The organism is Pseudomonas rosaeacicularis, assembly GCF_057128745.1.
In genome coordinates this window covers 405,136-425,930 of sequence record NZ_JBSKHT010000001.1, presented here as the reverse complement: position 1 = coordinate 425,930, position 20,795 = coordinate 405,136, and the positions used below count along the sequence as shown (strand labels likewise).

Here is a 20,795-nt window from a genome sequence, read left to right as displayed (position 1 = left end):
TGTTCATTTGTAAATGCCTGCGCTTAACCCATTCTTTTTTCTGGAAATCCAAAAGCCTTGATACGCCTGCTGAAGTTTTTCTGGTGGTCTTTCGTCGCTATCGTTTGCGGGCTGCTGCTCGGTCTGAGCGGCGCGTTCCTTTACCTGGCCCCGAACCTGCCATCCGTCGATGCGCTCAGGAACATCCAACTGCAAATCCCGCTGCGCGTTTTCAGCAGCGACGGCAAACTGATTGCCGAGTTTGGTGAAATGCGCCGCTCCCCTATCCGTTTCGCCGACATTCCACCCAATTTCATTCACGCCCTGTTGTCCGCCGAGGATGACAACTTCGCCAATCACTACGGCGTAGACCCCAGCAGCCTGATGCGCGCCGCCAGCCAATTGGTCAAAAGTGGCCACATTCAGTCTGGCGGCTCGACCATCACGATGCAGGTCGCCAAAAACTACTTCCTGACCAGTGAGCGCAGTTTCTCGCGTAAAACCACCGAGATTCTTCTTGCCTTGCAAATCGAGCGCCAACTCACCAAGGACGAGATCCTTGAGCTGTACGTCAACAAAATCTACCTGGGCAACCGGGCCTATGGTATCGAGGCGGCCGCACAGGTTTATTACGGCAAATCCATCCGCGACTTGAGTGTCGCGCAAATGGCGATGATCGCCGGTCTGCCAAAGGCGCCTTCACGCTTCAACCCCCTCGCCAACCCGACGCGCGCCAAAGAACGTCGCGACTGGATTCTCGGCCGCATGTTCAAGCTGGGCAAAATCGACGAGAGCACTTATCAGGTCGCGCTGGCAGAACCTATCAACGCCAGCTACCACGTCCAGAGCCCGGAAGTTAACGCGCCGTACATTGCTGAAATGGCGCGCGCCGAGATGGTCGGGCGCTACGGCAGCGAAGCCTACACAGAAGGCTTCCGCGTCACCACTACCGTCCCGAGCAATCTTCAGGAAAGCGCGAACACTGCTGTCCAGAACGGCCTGATCGAATACGACCAGCGCCACGGCTATCGCGGCCCTGAAAGCCGCTTCCCGGGCCTGACCCGCGATGGATGGGTGGCAGAGCTGATCAAGCAACGCACCATCAGCAGTCTGGAGCCTGCGATCGTCAGCCAGGTCGACAAAACCGGCATTCGCGTGCTGACCCACAACGGCGAGAAAGAAGAAACCGTCGCCTGGGACAGCATGAAGTGGGCCCGCAGCTATCTGAACACCAACAGTGTCGGCGCCAACCCCAAAGGCCCGGCTGATATCGCTCACGTGGGCGACCTGATCCGGGTTCAGCGCCAGGCCGATAACTCGCTGAAGTTCAGCCAGCTGCCAGTCGCCCAAAGTGCGCTGGTGTCACTTGACCCGCAAAACGGTGCCATTCGTGCCCTGGTTGGCGGCTTTGCTTTCGAGCAGAGCAACTATAACCGCGCCATGCAGGCCAAGCGTCAACCAGGTTCAAGCTTCAAGCCGTTCCTCTATTCCGCCGCACTGGACAACGGCTATACCGCCGCCAGCCTGGTGAATGATGCCCCTATCGTGTTCGTCGATCAGTACCTGGATAAGGAATGGCGTCCGAAGAACGACACCGGCACCTTCCTGGGTCCGATCCGATTGCGTGAAGCGCTGTACAAGTCGCGCAACCTGGTTTCGATCCGCTTGCTGCAAGGCTTGGGTATCGACACCGCGATCAACTACATCACGCGCTTTGGCTTCAACAAGCAGGATCTGCCACGCAACCTGTCGCTGGCCTTGGGCACCGCAACCCTGACGCCGATGGAAGTGGTCGGTGGCTGGAGTGCCTTCGCCAATGGTGGCTATAAGGTCACGCCGTATCTGATTCAGAAGATCGACGATCGCGAAGGCAAAACCTTGTTTGTTGCCAATCCGCCTACCGTCCCGGCCAATGACCCGAATCCCAAAGCGGTTAGCGCTACAGCGACCAGCGATGCGGCGACGTTCGCGGCGCCCGAAACACCGGCACTGACGGCCAATGTGGTGCCAAACGCGATTACCAATACCGGCGAGGCGCCTGCGCCAGCAGTTGCCGAGCGCATCGTCGATGGCCGCACCACTTACATCCTCAACAGCATGCTGCAGGACGTCATCAAGCGCGGCACCGGGCGACGGGCATTGGCCATGAATCGCCCAGACATCGCAGGCAAGACCGGTACGACCAACGAATCGAAAGACGCATGGTTCACCGGCTACAACGCTGACTACGTGACGACGGTGTGGACGGGCTTTGACCAACCGGAGAGTTTGGGTCGCCATGAATTCGGCGGAACCGTGGCCTTGCCGATCTGGATGAACTACATGAGCGCTGCGCTCAAGGACAAGCCACCTCACGTCCAGGCCGAGCCAGACGGGATCTTGAGCCTGCGGGTCGACCCGATCAGTGGGCGTGCCGCCACGCCTAGCACGCCGAACGCTTTCTTCGAGCTGTTCAAAAGCGAAGACACGCCGCCTAGCATGAACGAAATGGGTGGCGCACCAGCGCCAGGCAGCCCGCTGCCTGCTGATGAGGCTGCGCCGATAGATTTGTTCTGACTCTGAACGCGCGCGGTCCTCTATAGGAGCGCGCTTGCCCGCGATCGCGGTATGTCATTCGCCATCGATACAGGATGTGCCGTCACGCAACACCCTGTAGGAGCTAACTTGTTGGCGAGAGATTTGTCAGACAGCAAAGACGCTTCGCGAACAAGTTCGCTCCTACAGATAGGCGCTCACAAAAAACCCCGGCCAATGACCGGGGTTTTTTATGGGCGACTGCTTTTAGCCGTTAAACACTTCATCCACGCTATTCAGCGGGTAGTGCTTCGGATACGGCAGGGTCGCAACGCCGGTCGCGATAGCGGCCTTGGCCACGGCATCGGAGATCAGACCCAACAGACGGGAATCCATTGGTTTGGGGATGATGTACTCACGACCGAATTCCAGCTTGATCCCACCGTAGGCGTCGCAGACTTCCTGCGGTACAGGCAGCTTGGCCAGCTCGCGCAGGGCGTTAGCGGCGGCGATTTTCATCTCTTCGTTGATGCGCTTGGCACGAACGTCCAGTGCGCCACGGAAGATGAACGGGAAGCCCAGCACGTTGTTGACCTGGTTGGGGTAGTCCGAACGACCGGTCGCCATGATCACGTCGTCGCGGGTCGCGTGAGCCAGTTCCGGGGAGATTTCCGGATCCGGGTTCGAGCACGCGAAAACGATCGGGTTAGGACCCATGGATTTGAGGCCTTCGGCGCTCAGCAGGTTCGGACCGGACAGACCGACGAAAACGTCAGCGCCATCCAGTGCGTCAGCCAGCGTGCGCTTTTCGGTTGAATGCGCGAACTGAGCCTTGTACTGGTTCAGGTCAGTACGACCGTCATGAACCACGCCATTGCGGTCGATCATGAAGATGTTTTCGATCTGCGCGCCCATGCTCACCAGCAACTTCATGCAAGAGATGGCCGCAGCGCCGGCGCCAAGGCAGACGATCTTCGCCGACGCCAGGGATTTACCGGCGATTTCCAGAGCGTTGATCATGCCGGCTGCGGTCACGATTGCAGTGCCGTGCTGGTCATCGTGGAACACCGGGATGTCGCACTGTTCGATCAGCGCTTTTTCGATCTCAAAGCACTCAGGTGCCTTGATGTCTTCCAGGTTGATGCCGCCGAAAGTGATGGAGATGCGCTTCACGGTATCGATAAACGCCTGCGGGCTTTCGGAATCGACTTCGATGTCGAACACGTCGATGCCGGCGAAGCGCTTGAACAGAACGCCCTTGCCTTCCATCACCGGCTTGGAAGCCAACGGGCCGAGGTTGCCCAGACCGAGAATCGCGGTGCCGTCGGAGATGACCGCAACCAGATTTCCCTTACCTGTGTATTTGTACGCAAGCTCAGGGTCGCGAGCGATTTCGCGGACCGGCTCGGCAACACCAGGACTGTAAGCCAACGACAGATCGCGCGCGGTAGCGGTGGCTTTTGTGAGCTCTACGCTCAGCTTCCCTGGACGAGGACTGGCGTGGTATTCGAGCGCGGCAGTTTTCAAATCTGACATGAGGGCATTCCGCTTTTTTGCTGTTGGACAGACGGACCGAGGAGCATACGCAAGTCAGAAAGTCCTAACAAGACTGATGGGTCACGGGTGTCAAGTGGCTGGAAATACGACTTTTGGCGTAGAACCACGAGAACGCGGACCTCAGTGTAGACAATAAACAGGTAAAAATGTCTACAATTTTAATTGGCAGTCGTATTCAACATTGCCGGATGGGTAATAGGCATAATCCAGCGAGGCTGGCCCGATTGCAGCCCCCCGCGCCGCGAACGATCCACCACCCAACCCCGCGCTTCCACCTGCTGCCCCTTGAGACGCAAGAGCATAGCGCTGTCGAACTGTCCTTCCAGCTGGGGCGCAATACGCAGTACCAGCGAATCATCAAACGCGATCCAGATTCCGCCATTGTTGCGCTGCACACTGCTGACGCGACCGGAGATAAGCGCAAATCCGCCGTTCTGGATTTGATCGGGCGATTGCACCGGTGAATTGCGCCACAGACCAAGACCGGCCTTGCGCGCAGCCTGTTCTGCCGCTTGCTGGCAACCGACCAACGCGACATTGGGCGATACGGCGACCAGATAGCCCAACCCTTCCGCTAGCAACTGCGCTTCAAAATTGGCACCGTCGCGGCCATAGAGATTGGCCAGCGTGCGCCCGTAATGATCGGTTGGCTGCTCACCCACTTGCACGCTGACTTGCCCGTCGCTCCCATCAACCAGCGTCTGTAGACGTCGCTTGGCAGCTTCGGCAAATGGCTGGGCAGTCTGGCCTTTCTTGCCGGTTTCCGGTGCATTGATTCCGACCATGCGCACACTTCGCCCGTCATCCAGGCGTACGGTGTCCCCATCGACCACACGCTGTACGTGTGCCACTGGTAGCGACGTGGGGGCCGGACAAAAAGCATTGGCAGCAGACAGCCAAATCGTAGACATAAAAAAGGCGCCCGCGAGGGACGCCTTTTTAAGCAGCCTGGAGAAACCCATTGGAAACTCCAGAACGGCCAACCTTACTCTGCAGCAGGAGCTTTGGTTGCGCCGAAAGCACCGAAACGCGACTTGAACTTGTCGACACGACCGCCGATGTCCAGAGTCTTTTGCTTGCCGGTGTAGAACGGGTGGCACTCGTTGCACACGTCCAGGCTCAGAGGCTTGGCCAGTGTGGAACGGGTTTTGATGACATTGCCGCAGCTGCAGGTTGCGTCAATGGCTTCGTAAACTGGATGGATATCAGCTTTCATGATTACTTCCTCAGGCTAGCGTGCCGCCACCCAACACTATTGTTGAATACCGCACGGAATTAGGCCGCGCATAGTACCAGCTATTGCAAACCACGCAAGCGGACGTTTAAACCGGTCGTCTGCTAAGATCGCGCCCTTCGTCATACTCCGTAACAGGATATCCCCCGCGTGCCCGACGCCATTTTGCGCCTCGCCCTGCCCTCGCCCCTGCGCCGCCTGTTCGATTACCTTGCGCCCGCAGGCGTTTCGGCCAGCGACTTGCAGCCCGGCACGCGCGTGCGCGTCCCGTTCGGACGCCGGGAGATGATCGGTATTCTGGTGGAAGTCGCCAATCACAGCGAAGTGCCCGCGGACAAACTCAGGCCTGCCATCGCCATTCTGGACAGCGAAGCCCCGTTGCCGCCTGCGCTGTTCAAGTTGTGTCTGTGGACCGCGCAGTATTATCAGCACAGCCTGGGCGACACCCTGAGCTGGGCACTGCCAGTGCTATTGCGTCAGGGCGAGCCGGCCGAATCACGCCAGGAGCGTTTCTGGCAGATCGCACCGAACGCCAGCGTCGATGACCCACGCATTGCTCGCGCGCCTAAACAAAAGGAAGCGCTGGTGACGCTGGCGCAGCACCCGCACGGCGTGGCGCATCAGTTGCTGAGCAAGCTGATGCTCAACCGCGAAAGCCTGAATCTGTTGCTGGCCAAGGAGCTGGTGCAGGTCGAGGTGCGTTGTCACAAGCCGGTCGAACGTCACGAACGCTGGCTGGCGCAGCCTGAATTGCCGTTGAACCCGGAACAGCGCGCCGCATATGAAGCGATCCGCGCAGGCTTCGGCAGTTTTCACGCTTCATTGCTGGCGGGAGTGACTGGTAGCGGTAAGACCGAAGTCTATCTGCAGCTGATCCGCGAAACCCTTGAAGCAGGCAAGCAGGCCTTGGTGTTGATTCCCGAGATCAATCTCGGCCCTCAGACCCTGGCGCGTTTCGAACAACGCTTTAACGCGCGCATCGCTCTTGTGCATTCGAACGTGAATGACCGCGACCGCCTCGACGCCTGGCTGGCCGCGCGCGACGGCGAGGCCGACATCATTATCGGCACCCGTTCGGCGCTGTTCACGCCGATGAAGAATCCCGGCCTGATCATCATCGACGAAGAACACGACGGCTCCTATAAACAGCAGGAAGGTCTGCGCTACCACGCACGGGATCTGGCGCTGGTCCGTGCGCGCCAGGAAGACATCCCTATCGTGCTAGGTTCGGCGACGCCTTCGCTGGAGAGCCTGCACAACGCCTACACCGGCAGGTACGCGCTCCTACGCCTGAATCAACGCGCGGGTGGCGCGCAGCAGCCGCGCTTCCTGCGCCTGGACGTGAAAAGCCGTCCGCTGGACAGCGGCATTTCCGGGCCAATGCAACAGGCGATAGGGCAAACCCTGGCAGCCGGCCAGCAGGTTTTGGTGTTTCTCAACCGTCGTGGTTTCGCGCCAACGTTGTTGTGCCATGACTGCGGCTGGCTGTCGGGCTGCCCTCGTTGTGATGCGCGCATGACCGTGCATCAGCGCTCCGGGGAGCTGCGCTGCCATCACTGCGGCCATGTGGAACGCGTGCCGCGCAACTGCCCGTCGTGCGGCAAGGTCGATCTGCGGCCCGTGGGCGCAGGCACTGAGCGTGCAGAAGAACGGCTGGGGATTTTGTTTCCGGACTTCCCTGTCTTGCGCGTCGACCGAGACAGCACCTCGCGCAAGGACGCGATGAATCAGTTGTTCGCCACCATCCAGAAAGGCAACCCGTGCATTTTGGTCGGCACGCAGATGCTCGCCAAAGGGCATCACTTTCCTCGGGTGACGCTGGTGTCGATTCTCGATGCGGACGGGGGGCTCTTTTCCGGCGACTTCCGCGCCAGCGAGCGCATGGCGCAGTTGATTGTTCAGGTTGCAGGCCGGGCAGGACGTGCCGAAGAGCCGGGACGCGTGATTATCCAGACGCACCTGGCCGAGCACCCTCTGCTGATCCAATTGACCGAGCAAGGCTATTTCGCTTTCGCCGAGCAGGCCCTGAGCGAGCGCAGGGCCGCCGGCCTGCCGCCGTTTTCGCATCTGGCGCTGCTGCGGGCCGAAGCGCACAAACCTGGTCAGGCCGAGGGGTTTCTCGATGAAGCGTGCACTGAGGCCGAGCAACTGCTGATCGATATGAAGCTGGGTGGCATCGAGTTGCTGGGGCCGGTGCCTGCACCGATGGAACGCCGCGCCGGACGTTACCGCGCGCAATTGCTGGTCCAGGCCAATGCCCGCGCGCCGCTTCACAAGTTGCTGGCTACCTGGTTGCTGGCGCTGGAAAACATGCCGAGCGGCAGGCAAGTCAGGTGGTCGCTGGATGTTGATCCGGTGGATCTCTACTGAACGAACGCCCCATCTGTAGGAGCGAACTTGTTCGCGAGAGGGCCTTCCTGACACAGCGCATTGCCGTTCTCGCCAACAAGTTGGCTCCTACAGAGATCGGCGTTGCCGACATGAACAAATCACAACCGCACATCCAACGCGGTTGGCAAGGTGGCTCCGGCAACGGATAATGCCCCGTTTTTCCACCCGCGCATCAAGCGCTGCCGCGCTTGCGGTCGAAGAGAGCATCATGAAAGACACCATTCGCCAGCTGATCCAACAAGCCTTGAGCCAACTCGTCCTTGATGGCGTCTTGCCGGAAGGCCTGACGCCAGCGATTCAGGTGGAGAACGCTCGGGACAAGAAAAACGGCGACTTCGCCAGCAACATCGCCATGATGCTGGCCAAACCTGCCGGCATGAAGCCACGCGATCTGGCCGAAAAACTGATCGCCGCGCTGCCAGCCGACGAGCAGATCACCAAGGTCGAAATCGCCGGCCCCGGCTTCCTCAATTTCTTTCAAAACACCCAAGCCCTCGCCTCTCGCCTGGACACTGCATTGGCCGACGCTACCTTGTCGGTGCGCAAAGCAGCTCCGTTACAGCGCGTGGTCGTCGACCTGTCCGCCCCCAATCTCGCCAAGGAGATGCACGTCGGCCATCTGCGCTCGACGATCATCGGCGACGGCGTGGCTAACGTTCTGGAGTTTCTCGGCGACACCGTGATTCGGCAGAATCACGTGGGCGACTGGGGCACGCAGTTCGGCATGTTGCTGGCTTATCTGCAGGAAACCCCGGCCACCAGTGACGAACTGGCTGACCTGGAGGACTTCTACCGTGCCGCCAAGGGCCGTTTCGACGAGTCTGAAGAGTTCGCCGAGCGTGCCCGTGGCCTGGTGGTCAAGCTGCAAGCCGGTGACGCTGAATGCCTGAGCCTGTGGACCCGGTTCAAGGACATTTCGCTGTCGCATTGCCAGGAAGTTTATGAGCGCCTCAACGTCAAACTCACGCCCGAAGACGTGATGGGTGAAAGCGCTTACAACGACGACCTGGCCAATGTCGTGGCTGACCTGAAAAAAGCGGGTCTGCTGGTCGAGAGCAACGGCGCACAGTGCGTATTCCTCGAAGAATTCAGAACCGCCGAAGACACGCCGTTGCCCGTGATCGTGCAAAAAGCTGGCGGCGGCTACCTGTACGCCACCACTGACCTGGCCGCCATCCGCTACCGCAGCAACGTATTGAAAGCCGATCGCGTGCTGTATTTCGTCGATCAGCGTCAGGCCCTGCACTTCCAGCAAGTGTTCGAAGTGGCGCGACGCGCAGGCTTCGTCACCAACGGCATGCAGATGGAGCACATGGGTTTCGGCACCATGAACGGCGCCGACGGCCGTCCGTTCAAGACCCGCGATGGCGGCACCGTGAAGCTGGTCGATTTGCTCGACGAAGCCGAAGAACGCGCCTACACGCTGGTTAAAGAGAAGAATCCGGAAGTCGCCGAAAGCGAGCTGCGCAGCATCGCTAAAGCGGTCGGCATCAGCGCTGTGAAATACGCGGACCTGTCTAAGCACCGCGCCAGCGACTACAGCTTCAACTTCGACCAGATGCTCAGTTTCGAAGGCAACACCGCGCCGTATCTGCTGTATGCCTATACCCGGGTGTCGGGCGTGTTCCGCAAGCTCGGCTCCGCATTCGACCCAAGCAAAGGGCAAATCATGCTCGATGCGCCGCAGGAACAGGAACTGGCTGCGCGTCTGGCGCAGTTTGGTGAAACCCTGAACAACGTCGCCGAAAAAGGCACGCCGCATGTGCTGTGCGCCTATCTCTATGATCTGGCTGGTCTGTTCTCGAGTTTCTACGAGAACTGCCCGATCCTCGGCGCCGAAAATCCCGAGCAACAACAGAGTCGTCTGCGTCTCGCTGCCCTGACCGGCCGCACCCTCAAGCAAGGCCTGGATCTCTTGGGTCTGGAAACTCTGGAGCGTATGTAAGTTGGCAGTCAAAAAGAAACCTGCTCCCAAGCGCGGCGCCAGCCGTTATCAGGCACCCGCAAAGAAGCCGATTCCAGGATGGTTGTGGATGGCGATCGGCCTGACGGTCGGCGCTTTCATCGTTTTTCTGATGAAACTCGAACCCGGTGGCGACGACATCAAGCGCGTACGAGCCGACGCCAAGGCCGCGAAGATCGCTGAAGCCAACAAGACACCGCCAAGCCCCACGGCGCCGGTCAAGCCCAAGTACGACTTCTATACGTTGCTGCCTGAGTCTGAAGTGATCGTGCCAAACGAGGCGGTGCCTGAGAAGACGCCGTCGCCGGTCGTCGCACCGACTGCGCCAGTATCTGCCGAGCAAGCAGCGAAGATCGACACTGCGCGCGCTCAGGCGGCCCTCAGCGGTTTGACGCCGCCTCCGCAGCCACCGGTTGCTAAACCTGCCCCCGTGACGACGTTCTTCCTGCAGGCGGGATCTTTCCGTAAGCAGGCTGACGCCGACAAAGTGCGGGCGCAGATCATTCTGCTGGGCCAGGCGTCAACGGTTGAGTCGGGCACGGTGAAAGACGAAACCTGGTACCGCGTACTGGTCGGCCCGTTCAGCAATCGCGAACAACTGACCACTGCGCAGAAGCAACTGGCAGGGGGCGGTTTCAGCAATTTGCTGCTGCAACAGCGGCAGAGTCGGTAAGGATTTGCACGCACTTCTGTAGGAGCGTGGCTTGTCCCGCGATCGGCGACGTAGTCGTCGTATGTGCTGCAAATGCGTTGTGTCCGGCAGACAGCGTTTTTAGCATTTACGACCGGTTCCCGGCCGATCTCGGGACAAGCCACGCTCCTACACGGAGATGCGCCAACCCGCAGATCCCATCATCACCATTCATCCCCCAACCCCCTCAGCAGTTGAAATACCCGCCCCCACCCCCATATGAGTTTGCATCAGGGCATTTTCGCCCCGCAGCGTGGAGACTCTCCCCTTGACCACCATCGTTTCAGTGCGCCGCCACGGCAAAGTCGTCATGGCAGGCGACGGCCAGGTTTCCCTGGGCAACACCGTCATGAAAGGCAACGCGAAGAAAGTCCGCCGCCTGTACCACGGCGAAGTCATCGCCGGATTCGCCGGCGCCACCGCTGACGCCTTCACCTTGTTCGAACGCTTTGAAGGTCAGCTCGAAAAACACCAGGGCCACCTGATCCGCGCCGCCGTCGAGCTTGCCAAAGAATGGCGTACCGACCGCTCGCTCAGCCGCCTTGAAGCCATGTTGGCCGTTGCCAACAAAGATGCCTCTCTGATCATCACCGGCAACGGCGATGTCGTTGAACCCGAAGATGGTTTGATCGCCATGGGCTCGGGCGGCGCATTTGCTCAGGCCGCCGCGCGCGCCCTGCTGCTTAAAACCGAGCTGTCGGCCCGGGAAATCGCCGAGACTGCGCTGCACATTGCCGGCGACATCTGCGTATTCACCAACCACAACATCACCATTGAGGAGCAGGACCTCGCCGAATAAGCGCCTGGCACTGGCCGCAGAACACTGCGGCTTGTCAAGCCTGTTCGCGCCAGAGGACCGTTGAAAACCATGTCCATGACTCCCCGTGAAATCGTCCACGAACTCAACCGCCATATCATCGGCCAGGACGATGCCAAGCGCGCCGTCGCCATTGCGCTGCGTAACCGCTGGCGCCGGATGCAGCTGCCCGAAGAGCTGCGCGTTGAAGTTACGCCCAAGAACATCCTGATGATCGGTCCGACCGGCGTCGGTAAAACCGAAATCGCGCGTCGTCTGGCCAAGCTTGCCAATGCGCCATTCATCAAGGTCGAAGCGACCAAGTTCACCGAAGTCGGCTACGTAGGCCGCGACGTCGAATCGATCATTCGTGACCTCGCTGACGCCGCCATGAAGCTGCTGCGCGAACAGGAAATGGTCAAAGTCCGTCATCGCGCCGAAGACGCCGCTGAAGACCGCATCCTCGATGCGCTGCTGCCACAGGCTCGCAGTTTCCAGGACGAAGCGTCGCCCAGTGATACCAACACTCGTCAGTTGTTCCGCAAGCGCCTGCGTGAAGGTCAGCTGGACGACAAGGAAATCGAAATCGAAGTGGCTGAAATGGCCGGCGTCGATATTTCCGCGCCGCCAGGCATGGAAGAGATGACCAACCAGCTCCAGAGCCTGTTTGCCAACATGGGCAAAGGCAAAAAGAAGAGCCGTAAGCTGAAAGTCAAAGAAGCGCTGAAGCTGGTGCGTGACGAGGAAGCCGGGCGTCTGGTCAATGACGAAGAGCTGAAAGCCAAGGCGCTGGAAGCAGTTGAGCAGCACGGCATCGTGTTTATCGACGAGATCGACAAAGTCGCCAAGCGCGGCAATGTCGGCGGGGCCGATGTGTCCCGTGAAGGCGTACAGCGCGACTTGCTGCCGCTGATTGAAGGCTGCACCGTCAACACCAAGCTGGGCATGGTCAAGACCGACCACATCCTGTTCATCGCCTCCGGCGCGTTCCACCTGAGCAAGCCGAGCGATCTGGTGCCTGAGCTGCAAGGTCGTCTGCCGATTCGTGTCGAACTCAAGGCCCTGAGCCCGCAAGACTTCGAGCGCATCCTCAGCGAACCGCATGCCTCGCTCACTGAGCAGTATCGCGAGCTGCTGAAGACTGAAGGTCTGAACATCGAGTTCCTGCCTGAAGGCATCAAGCGTCTGGCCGAGATTGCCTGGCAGGTGAACGAGAAGACCGAGAACATCGGTGCCCGTCGCCTGCATACGCTGCTTGAGCGTCTGCTAGAAGAAGTGTCTTTCAGCGCCGGCGACCTGGCCAGCGCGCAAGATGCCGAGACAATCAAAATCGACGCCGAATACGTCAACAGCCATCTGGGCGAGCTGGCGGCGGATGAAGATCTCTCCAGATACATCCTCTAAGCTTAGGGAGGGGAGCGATAGTCACGTGGGAGGGAGCTTGCTCGCGATTGCAATGGGTCAATCACTACTGCAGCGTCTGAAAAAACGCATCGCGAGCAAGCTCCCTCCCACTGTCATGTCATCTGCTAAAGCATATAAGCCGACCACTGAATGCAGGTCACCTATTGAAGTCTAAAATCCCCACCGCCATCCAGCTGCACAAAGCCTCCAAAACCCTCACGCTGAAATACGGCCAGGGCGAGGAGTACCACCTGCCAGCCGAATTCCTGCGGGTGCATTCGCCGTCGGCGGAGGTTCAGGGCCATGGCAATCCGATTTTGCAGTTCGGCAAGCTGGGCGTCGGCCTGACCAAGGTGGAACCGGCCGGTCAGTACGCACTGAAATTGACCTTCGACGACGGTCATGACAGTGGATTGTTCACCTGGGAATACCTCTACCAACTGGCGCAACGTCAGGAGGCGCTGTGGGAGGATTACCTGAGCGAATTAAAAGCGGCTGGCAAAACCCGCGACCCTTCAGAGCAAATCATCAAGCTGATGCTCTAGCCCGCCGCTTGGCGTTTTAGGACGCACTTTCTAATCCCATCTGCTTCAATGCTCCGCGCAGCGGCTGACGATTGGCCCTGCTTGCGATTTTTTGAAATCTCGCGTAACCAATGATTCTGGCAAGTTCTCTGCATCGGAGTTTATGCGGACGCTGCCGGTGCTCCCCCGTTTCGTCGCCTGCCCCGCAGGCTGATCGTCGGCACGAGCACCTTCTGGAATGTGTTAATCATCGGTCACCCGAGAAGCAGTGCTGGCTTATGCCTGTGTCGCTGATTCACAGCAAAGGCAGTGCTCGTCTCAGGACAATGGAGCGTCGTAGATGAGTAACAAGAGTAACGATGACCTGCCGCGTCAAGCCTCCGAGCACACGTTGGGCTTGAACCCCGTCGTCGGTTTGCGTCGTAAAGATCTGCTCACCACGGCACGCATGGTGTTGACCCAAGCCATCCGGCAACCGATTCACAGCGTCAAGCACGTCGCCCACTTCGGGCTTGAGCTAAAAAACGTACTGCTTGGCAAATCCACCCTTGAGCCTGGCAGTGACGACCGTCGTTTTGCTGACCCTGCCTGGAGCCAGAACCCTCTTTATCGTCGATATCTGCAGACCTATCTGGCCTGGCGCAAGGAGCTGCACAGCTGGATCGATGACAGCAATCTCTCACCACAAGACATCAGCCGTGGTCATTTCGTGATCAACCTGATGACCGAAGCCATGTCGCCCACTAACGGCGCAGCCAACCCTGCTGCGGTAAAGCGCTTCTTTGAAACCGGTGGCAAGAGCATCCTGGACGGCCTTTCGCATCTGGCCAAGGACGTGGTCAATAACGGCGGCATGCCGAGCCAGGTCAACATGGACGCCTTTGAAGTGGGCAAGAGTCTTGGCACGACCGAAGGCGCGGTGGTGTTTCGCAACGACGTGCTGGAGTTGATTCAGTACAAGCCGATTACCGAACAGGTGCACGAGCGGCCGCTGCTGGTGGTGCCGCCGCAGATCAACAAGTTCTACGTATTCGATCTCAGCCAGGACAAAAGCCTGGCGCGCTTTTGCCTGCGCAATAACGTTCAGACCTTCATTATCAGTTGGCGCAACCCGACCAAAGCCCAGCGCGAATGGGGCCTGTCGACGTACATCGACGCCGTAAAAGAGGCGGTGGATGTGGTCTGCGCCATCACCGGCAGTAAAGACGTGAACATGTTGGGCGCCTGCTCCGGCGGCATTACCTGCACCGCGCTGTTGGGCCATTACGCCGCGCTCGGTGAGCAGAAAGTCAACGCGCTGACCTTGCTGGTGAGCGTGCTCGACACCACGCTCGACAACGACGTCGCGCTGTTCGTCGATGAACAAACCCTGGAATCAGCCAAGCGTCATTCGTATCAGGCCGGGGTGCTGGAAGGCAAAGACATGGCGAAGGTCTTTGCCTGGATGCGTCCCAATGACCTGATCTGGAACTACTGGGTGAACAATTACCTGCTCGGCAACGAGCCACCGGTGTTTGACATCCTGTTCTGGAACAACGACACCACTCGCCTGCCGGCGGCGTTTCATGGTGACCTGATCGAGATGTTCAAAAACAATCCGCTGATTCGCGCCAACGCATTGGAGGTCAGCGGCACACCGATCGATTTGAAGCAGGTCAAAAGCGATGTTTTCTGCCTGGCCGGGACCAACGATCACATCACGCCGTGGGGCTCTTGCTACAAGTCAGCACGACTGTTCGGCGGAAAGACGGAATTTGTTCTCTCCAGCAGCGGCCATATCCAAAGCATTCTGAATCCACCGGGTAATCCGAAGTCGCGATACATGACCAACCCCGATCTGCCGGAGAGCTCGGCCAAATGGCAGGAAGACGCCACTAAACACACCGACTCCTGGTGGCTGCACTGGCAGAAGTGGCAAGCCGAGCGCTCGGGTAAATTGAAAAAGGCACCGGCTAATCTGGGTAACAAAGCGCATCCGGCAGGTGAAGCCTCGCCGGGAACGTATGTGCATGAGCGATAGGACATGACGATGATTTGCCGATGACACAACTACCTGTAGGAGCCGCCGAAGGCTGCGATTCGGCTTCCCTGACATACCGCATCGCAGCCTTCGGCAGCTCCTACAGAACATACGTTGACTTGGGCACATCGAACACACGACCGGCAACGCGCAAAACAGCACCACCGACGTTTTAATCCACAGGGCTTCGCGCATGCCGCAACCGTTTGTATTTCGCTCCATCGACCTGGACGGTCACACCATTCGCACGGCGGTGCGATCTGGCAAAAGCCATCTCACCCCGCTGCTGATTTTCAATGGCATCGGCGCCAACCTGGAGTTGGTGTTTCCGTTCGTCGACGCACTGGACCCGGATCTGGAAGTAATCGCCTTCGATGTCCCAGGCGTAGGCGGTTCGTCGACGCCAAGCCGCCCCTACCGTTTTCCCGGACTGGCGAAACTGGCGGCGCGCATGCTCGATTATCTGGACTACGGGCAGGTCAACGTGATCGGTGTTTCCTGGGGAGGGGCGCTGGCGCAGCAATTTGCCTACGACTACCCCGAGCGCTGCAAAAAGCTGGTGCTCGCCGCAACAGCAGCGGGTGCGGTGATGGTGCCCGGCAAACCACGGGTCCTGTGGTTGATGGCCAGCCCCAGGCGCTACATTCAGCCGTCCCATGTAATTCGCATCGCACCGGAGATCTACGGCGGCGCCTTCCGCCGCGATCCTCACCTGGCTGCAAACCACGCCGCGAAGGTCCGTTCGTCCGGAAAGCTGGGTTACTACTGGCAACTGTTCGCGGGCATGGGCTGGACCAGTATTCACTGGCTGCACAAGATCCGGCAGCCAACGCTGGTGCTGGCAGGCGACGATGACCCCCTGATACCACTGATCAATATGCGCCTGCTGGCTTGGCGGATCCCCAATGCCCAGCTACACATAATCGACGACGGTCATTTGTTTCTGATTACCCGCGCCGAAGCGGTAGCGCCCATCATCATGAAATTTCTCCAGCAGGAACGGCAGCGCGCCGTCATGCACCCGCAGCCTTCACCCCTCGCCCGATAAGCTCAGGCTGTAGGTTTCAGGAGTTCGCTTACCCAGCAAAAGCAGTTGCTTGACTGACTGCGACATAGACCGGATGTCATGGCGCAGAGCGGCGCAGTTCCGGAGTGAAAGAACCTGCGCAGGTGTATGTGTTGATGGAATGACGAAGGAGTGTTGAACCATGCAAGACAAATCCGCGAAGAAAGCTGTGTCCACGCCAGCGACTTATATCAACGCGCAAAGCGCGATCACTGGCCTGCGCGGCGGCGACCTGTTTTCCACATTGCGCAATGTCGCGATGCAGGGCCTCAAGCACCCGCTTTATACGGCGCGCCACGCATTGACCCTCGGCGGTCAACTCGGCAGGGTCATGCTCGGCGACATGCCACATACACCCGACGCTCACGACAGCCGGTTCTCTGACCCCACCTGGACCCATAATCCGCTGTACCGACGCGGTTTGCAGGGGTATCTGGTGTGGCAGCACCAACTGCATCAGTGGATCGATCACAGCCAGTTATCGACGGATGATCGCGCCCGCGCCCACTTCATTTTTTCCTTGCTCAACGACGCCGTGTCGCCGACCAATACACTGCTCAATCCCTTGGCCGTCAAGGAGCTGTTCAACTCGGGCGGCACCAGCGTGATCAAGGGCTTAAGTCATATGTTCGATGACTTGCTGCACAACAACGGCCTACCCAGCCAAGTGACAAAAGATGCGTTCGAAGTCGGCAAAACCGTGGCGGTGACCCAAGGTTCGGTAGTGTTTCGTAATGAGCTGATGGAGCTGATCCAGTACAAGCCGATGAGCGAAAAACAGTACGCCCGGCCCATGCTGATCGTGCCGCCACAGATCAACAAGTTCTACATTTTCGATTTGAGTCCCACCAACAGTTTCGTCCAGTACGCCCTGAAAAACGGCCTCCAGACCTTCATCATCAGCTGGCGAAACCCTGACGTGCGTCATCGGGAATGGGGGCTCTCCAGTTATGTGGCGGCAGCCGAGGAGGCGTTGAATGTGTGCCGTGCGATCACTGGCGCGCGCGAGGTCAATCTGGTGGGTGCCTGCGCTGGAGGGCTCACTATCGCAGCGCTCCAAGGGCATTTGCAGGCCAAGCGGCAGATGAAGCGGGTGTCCAGCGCAACTTACCTGGTGAGTTTGATGGACAGCCAGATCGAGAGCCCGGCGACGCTGTTCATTGATGAGCAAAGCCTGGAAGCCGCAAAGCGGCGCTCGTACCAACGCGGTGTGCTGGCCGGCCGCGACATGGCGAAGGTGTTCGCCTGGATGCGCCCCAACGATCTGATCTGGACGTACTGGGTCAATAATTACCTATTGGGCAAGGCGCCGCCGCCGTTCGATATTTTGTACTGGAACAACGACAGCACGCGTTTGCCGGCCGCCTTTCATGGCGACCTGCTGGACTTCTTCAAGCACAACCCGCTGAGCCATCCCGGTGGCCTTGAGGTGTGCGGCACGCCGGTGGATCTGCAGAAAGTGACAGTGGACAGTTTCAGCGTCGGCGGTCAGAACGATCACATCACGCCGTGGGATGTGGTCTATCGCTCCACCTTGCTGCTGGGCGGCCAGCGAAGGTTTGTGCTGTCCAGCAGCGGGCATGTGCAAAGCATTCTGTGCCCGCCCGGCAATCCGAAGTCGAGTTTCGTCGAGAACAGCAAACTCAGCAGCGACCCACGCGCCTGGTATTACGACGCGCAACGCACGGAGGGCAGCTGGTGGCCGACCTGGCTGAGCTGGATTCAGGAACGCTCCGGCGCGCAGAAGGAGACTCTGACCGCAGTGGGAAACCAGAATTACCCGCCGATGGAGGCCGCACCTGGGACGTATGTGCGGGTGCGTTGAAGGGATGGATGGTTCCCATGTAGGAGCTGCCGAAGGCTGCGATAGGTTTCCCGTGACACACCGCAATCGCAGCCTTCGGCAGCTCCTACAGGGAAAAGGCAATTCCGATTTTTGAAAACCTGAACAAGAAGACTGGATGAAAACCCGCGACCGCATTCTCGAATGTGCCCTGCAGCTGTTCAATCAGCAGGGCGAGCCCAATGTTTCAACGCTGGAAATTGCCAATGAGCTGGACATCAGCCCTGGCAATCTTTACTACCACTTCCACGGCAAGGAGCCCGTGGTGCTGGAGTTGTTCGAGCGGTTTCAGGCCGAGCTGGCGCCCCTGCTCGATCCGCCCGCCGACGCACGACTGGAGGCCGAAGATTATTGGCTGTTCCTGCACCTGATCGTCGAGCGCCTGGCCCATTACCGCTTCCTGTTTCAGGACCTGTCGAACCTGGCCAGCCGCCTGCCAAAACTGGCTCGCGGCATTCGCAATCTGCTCAATGCAATCAAGCGCACCCTCGCCTCGCTGCTCGCTCGAGTGAAGGCTGAGGGGCAAGTCGTCAGCGATACTCAGGCATTGGGGCAACTGGTGGAACAGATCACCATGACGTTGCTGTTTTCACTGGACTACCAACGCATTCTCGATCGCGAAGGCGAAGTGCGAGTAGTGGTTTACCAGATTATGATGCTGGTTGCGCCACACCTGTCGCCGGCGTCCAGGCATGCGGCAGAGAAACTGGCGCTGCATTATTTGGAGGAGTGATATTTAAAGGGGCCTCTAAATCCAAAATGGAAAATACAGTATCTGTGGGAGCGGACGAGTCCGCTCCCGCGGGTATTGTGTTCGGCGGCCAATAAAAAAACCCGACCTGCTTTCACAGGTCGGGTTTTGTTGTTTCCAGCCTGTGATCAGGACTGGCTGGCAGGTGGCGATGCAGTAGATGAATTCGCCGAATTGGCTGCCGAGGTACTTGCTGCCGGGGTGGACGATGATGCGCTTGCCGTTGAAGCCGGAGTAGACGCGGCCGGTTTTGCGGCGGCGGCAGGCTTGGGTGCGGCAGGCTTTTTCGCAGCAGGTTTTTTGGCTGCTGCAGGTTTGGTCGCGGGTTTTGCGGTGACCGGCTTGGCCGCGGGTTTGGCCGCGGCAGCAGGCTTGGCTGCCGGTTTGGCCGCAGCTTTGGGTGCAGGTTTAGCCGCTACCGATTTGGCTTTCGCTGCGGTAGACGCTGCTGCCTTAGACGCTGCAGCGACAGGCTTGGTCGCAGCTTTTGCCACGGTAGGTTTGGCCGCCGCTGTTTTGCTGGCCACTGCGCTTGCTGCCTTGGCGACAGGTTTCGCAGCCGCTTTAACCAATGGCTTGGTCGTGGCTTTGGCAGCGGGTTTGGCCGCAGGTTTTGCTGCTGTTTTCGAGATCGGCGTCACCGACGATCCGGTCAGCTTCTCGATCTGTTTGGTCAGCAAATCGACTTTGCCGTGCAGCGCTTTGACTTCGTTGCGGCTTGGAACGCCAAGTCGGGAAATCGCGCTGTTCAGGCGCTTGTCGAAAGCACCTTCCAGCTCGCCCCATTTGCCCAGGGCCAGGTCCTTCACGTCACCCACGCGGGATTTGGTGCCAGCCTTGGCCGTGTCGACCTGTTTCTCGACGACGGTCTTGGTTTGTTTCTCAGCCTTCTCGCCGTCTTTGACAAGCGTTTCGAAAAGCTTACTGCCGTCATTGCTGATCTTCGAGTAAGCGCCTAAACCAGCCAGCCAGATTTGGCGCGAGTATTTTTCAACTTCGCCAATCCAGGAGCTGCCTTCTTTTTCAGTTTTCTTTTTGCCAGCCATCCCGCTCTCCTTATTGTTTACGCGCGACACGTTCGAGCAATGCCGTCAGCTCATCGAGCTTAGCAGAGAGTGTCTCAACATCATGTTTAGACGGTATGCCAATGCGATTCAAGGCGCTGGCGACACGGCGGTCGAATGCGCTCTCGATCTTATCGAGCTGAACGCTGACACGGCCCTTGGCTTTGACGACGTCGTCCTTGACCGAATCGATCTCGCTGTTGGCGGCATCGACCTTTTCATCGATGAGGGTCTTGGCCTTCTTTTCAGTCTGCTCACCAGTCTTGATCAGCTCTTTGACGTACTCGGCGCCTTCCTGGCCAGCCTTGACGTAGGCGCCCAGGCCCGCGAGCCAGATCTTGCGCGCGTAGAGACGGACTTCGGAAACGGTATGCGCCTCTTCGGCTTTGATTTTCTTCAGGGTAACTTTGGCCATGGTGCACCTCACGCTCGAAAGGGATAGGAGATACAGCCCCGGACGGTGTGGGGCATGGGCACAAAGTAGAGATAAAAATTAGAATGCTCACCCTAGGGGTGGGTGGCGGGGAAACACCGATCTGTAGGAGCCAACTTGTTGGCGAGAAGGTGGATACGGTGTTTCAGGTACACCGCTTCGCGAACAAGTTCGCTCCTACAGGAGGTGTATCGCTCAAGCAGTTAGCACTTTATCCAGTTGCTTCTCGACTTCAGACTTGATCGAGCCGCTCATGGCAGACAAAAAGAAATTGAGTTCGATGTTTACCCGTACCAGATCATCCTCAACGTCGACCGTGCCTTTGGCGCCCTTGCCTTCCAGCGCGACCGTGTCACCGTCCCATTCATGGGCGATGCCGTATTTGTCCGAGAGCTTTTGCAGCATGACCTCAGCCTTTTCCCGGGCATTTTCCTTGCCCAGAGAATGAGCGCGTTCAACGGTAATTCGGGCCATTCAAAGACTCCTTCATCAAGGGGTAAATCGTGGGCGCACTATAACAGCGGGTCACAGCGAAGAAACTGTTCGCGATGAGCCTTGTCAAGAC

The 20,795-nt window shown here is 58.8% G+C and carries 17 protein-coding genes; 11 read left to right on the top strand and 6 right to left on the bottom strand.

Annotation, left to right across the window (positions count from 1 at the left end; translation table 11 throughout):
• Window positions 1–57 precede the first annotated feature (57 nt).
• Window positions 58–2,535, top strand: a complete 2,478-nt coding sequence (locus tag ACWKWM_RS02020; protein WP_483844495.1) for a penicillin-binding protein 1A — start codon at window positions 58–60, stop codon at window positions 2,533–2,535.
• Window positions 2,536–2,760: 225 nt separating this feature from the next.
• On the opposite strand, the gene ACWKWM_RS02015 is transcribed toward ACWKWM_RS02020, so the two are convergent.
• From ACWKWM_RS02015 to rpmE, 3 genes are all read right to left on the bottom strand, one after another.
• Complete coding sequence (locus ACWKWM_RS02015; protein WP_483844494.1) at window positions 2,761–4,029, bottom strand: malic enzyme-like NAD(P)-binding protein; 1,269 nt, start codon at window positions 4,027–4,029, stop codon at window positions 2,761–2,763.
• 179 nt (window positions 4,030–4,208) lie between these two features.
• A complete protein-coding gene (locus ACWKWM_RS02010) occupies window positions 4,209–5,012 on the bottom strand; it encodes a thermonuclease family protein (RefSeq protein ID WP_483844493.1) in 804 nt (267 codons plus the stop codon).
• A gap of 23 nt (window positions 5,013–5,035) precedes the next feature.
• Window positions 5,036–5,266: a 50S ribosomal protein L31 gene (rpmE, locus tag ACWKWM_RS02005; protein ID WP_268799197.1), complete on the bottom strand. Its 231-nt coding sequence runs from the start codon at window positions 5,264–5,266 to the stop codon at window positions 5,036–5,038.
• A 168-nt stretch (window positions 5,267–5,434) separates the two neighbouring features.
• On the opposite strand from rpmE, the gene ACWKWM_RS02000 reads away from it, so the two are divergent.
• The 10 genes from ACWKWM_RS02000 to ACWKWM_RS01955 all read left to right on the top strand — a co-directional run bounded on the left by ACWKWM_RS02000 (window position 5,435) and on the right by ACWKWM_RS01955 (window position 18,715).
• The gene (locus ACWKWM_RS02000) at window positions 5,435–7,654 is read left to right on the top strand and encodes a primosomal protein N' (protein WP_483844492.1); all 2,220 of its coding nucleotides are present in this window, start codon (window positions 5,435–5,437) and stop codon (window positions 7,652–7,654) included.
• A gap of 229 nt (window positions 7,655–7,883) precedes the next feature.
• Window positions 7,884–9,620, top strand: a complete 1,737-nt coding sequence (argS, locus tag ACWKWM_RS01995) for an arginine--tRNA ligase (RefSeq protein ID WP_483844491.1) — start codon at window positions 7,884–7,886, stop codon at window positions 9,618–9,620.
• Between the two features lies 1 nt (window position 9,621).
• The gene (locus ACWKWM_RS01990; protein ID WP_483844490.1) at window positions 9,622–10,311 is read left to right on the top strand and encodes an SPOR domain-containing protein; all 690 of its coding nucleotides are present in this window, start codon (window positions 9,622–9,624) and stop codon (window positions 10,309–10,311) included.
• Window positions 10,312–10,597: 286 nt separating this feature from the next.
• A complete protein-coding gene (gene hslV / locus ACWKWM_RS01985) occupies window positions 10,598–11,128 on the top strand; it encodes an ATP-dependent protease subunit HslV (protein WP_268799193.1) in 531 nt (176 codons plus the stop codon).
• A gap of 69 nt (window positions 11,129–11,197) precedes the next feature.
• A complete protein-coding gene (gene hslU, locus ACWKWM_RS01980) occupies window positions 11,198–12,529 on the top strand; it encodes an ATP-dependent protease ATPase subunit HslU (protein WP_483844489.1) in 1,332 nt (443 codons plus the stop codon).
• 164 nt (window positions 12,530–12,693) lie between these two features.
• Window positions 12,694–13,074: a gamma-butyrobetaine hydroxylase family protein gene (locus ACWKWM_RS01975; protein WP_483844488.1), complete on the top strand. Its 381-nt coding sequence runs from the start codon at window positions 12,694–12,696 to the stop codon at window positions 13,072–13,074.
• A 319-nt stretch (window positions 13,075–13,393) separates the two neighbouring features.
• Complete coding sequence (gene phaC / locus ACWKWM_RS01970; protein ID WP_483844487.1) at window positions 13,394–15,073, top strand: class II poly(R)-hydroxyalkanoic acid synthase; 1,680 nt, start codon at window positions 13,394–13,396, stop codon at window positions 15,071–15,073.
• 193 nt (window positions 15,074–15,266) lie between these two features.
• Window positions 15,267–16,121, top strand: a complete 855-nt coding sequence (gene phaZ / locus ACWKWM_RS01965; protein ID WP_483844486.1) for a poly(3-hydroxyalkanoate) depolymerase — start codon at window positions 15,267–15,269, stop codon at window positions 16,119–16,121.
• Window positions 16,122–16,281: 160 nt separating this feature from the next.
• Window positions 16,282–17,964 carry a class II poly(R)-hydroxyalkanoic acid synthase gene (gene phaC / locus ACWKWM_RS01960; RefSeq protein ID WP_483844485.1) on the top strand — a complete coding sequence of 561 codons (1,683 nt, stop codon included), beginning with the start codon at window positions 16,282–16,284 and terminating at the stop codon, window positions 17,962–17,964.
• A gap of 136 nt (window positions 17,965–18,100) precedes the next feature.
• On the top strand, window positions 18,101–18,715 hold the full coding sequence (locus ACWKWM_RS01955; protein WP_483844484.1) for a TetR/AcrR family transcriptional regulator: 615 nt from the start codon (window positions 18,101–18,103) through the stop codon (window positions 18,713–18,715).
• Window positions 18,716–18,861: 146 nt separating this feature from the next.
• Here the strand turns inward: ACWKWM_RS01955 and ACWKWM_RS01950 are convergent, their stop codons facing one another.
• The 3 genes from ACWKWM_RS01950 to ACWKWM_RS01940 all read right to left on the bottom strand — a co-directional run bounded on the left by ACWKWM_RS01950 (window position 18,862) and on the right by ACWKWM_RS01940 (window position 20,704).
• Window positions 18,862–19,779 carry a phasin family protein gene (locus ACWKWM_RS01950; RefSeq protein WP_483844483.1) on the bottom strand — a complete coding sequence of 306 codons (918 nt, stop codon included), beginning with the start codon at window positions 19,777–19,779 and terminating at the stop codon, window positions 18,862–18,864.
• Between the two features lie 10 nt (window positions 19,780–19,789).
• Entirely contained in the window at window positions 19,790–20,212 is a 423-nt protein-coding gene (locus tag ACWKWM_RS01945; protein ID WP_483844482.1) for a phasin family protein, read from the bottom strand.
• A 213-nt stretch (window positions 20,213–20,425) separates the two neighbouring features.
• Window positions 20,426–20,704, bottom strand: coding sequence for a polyhydroxyalkanoic acid system family protein (locus ACWKWM_RS01940; protein WP_483834860.1), 279 nt, complete (start codon window positions 20,702–20,704; stop codon window positions 20,426–20,428).
• Between the last annotated feature and the right edge of the window lie 91 nt (window positions 20,705–20,795).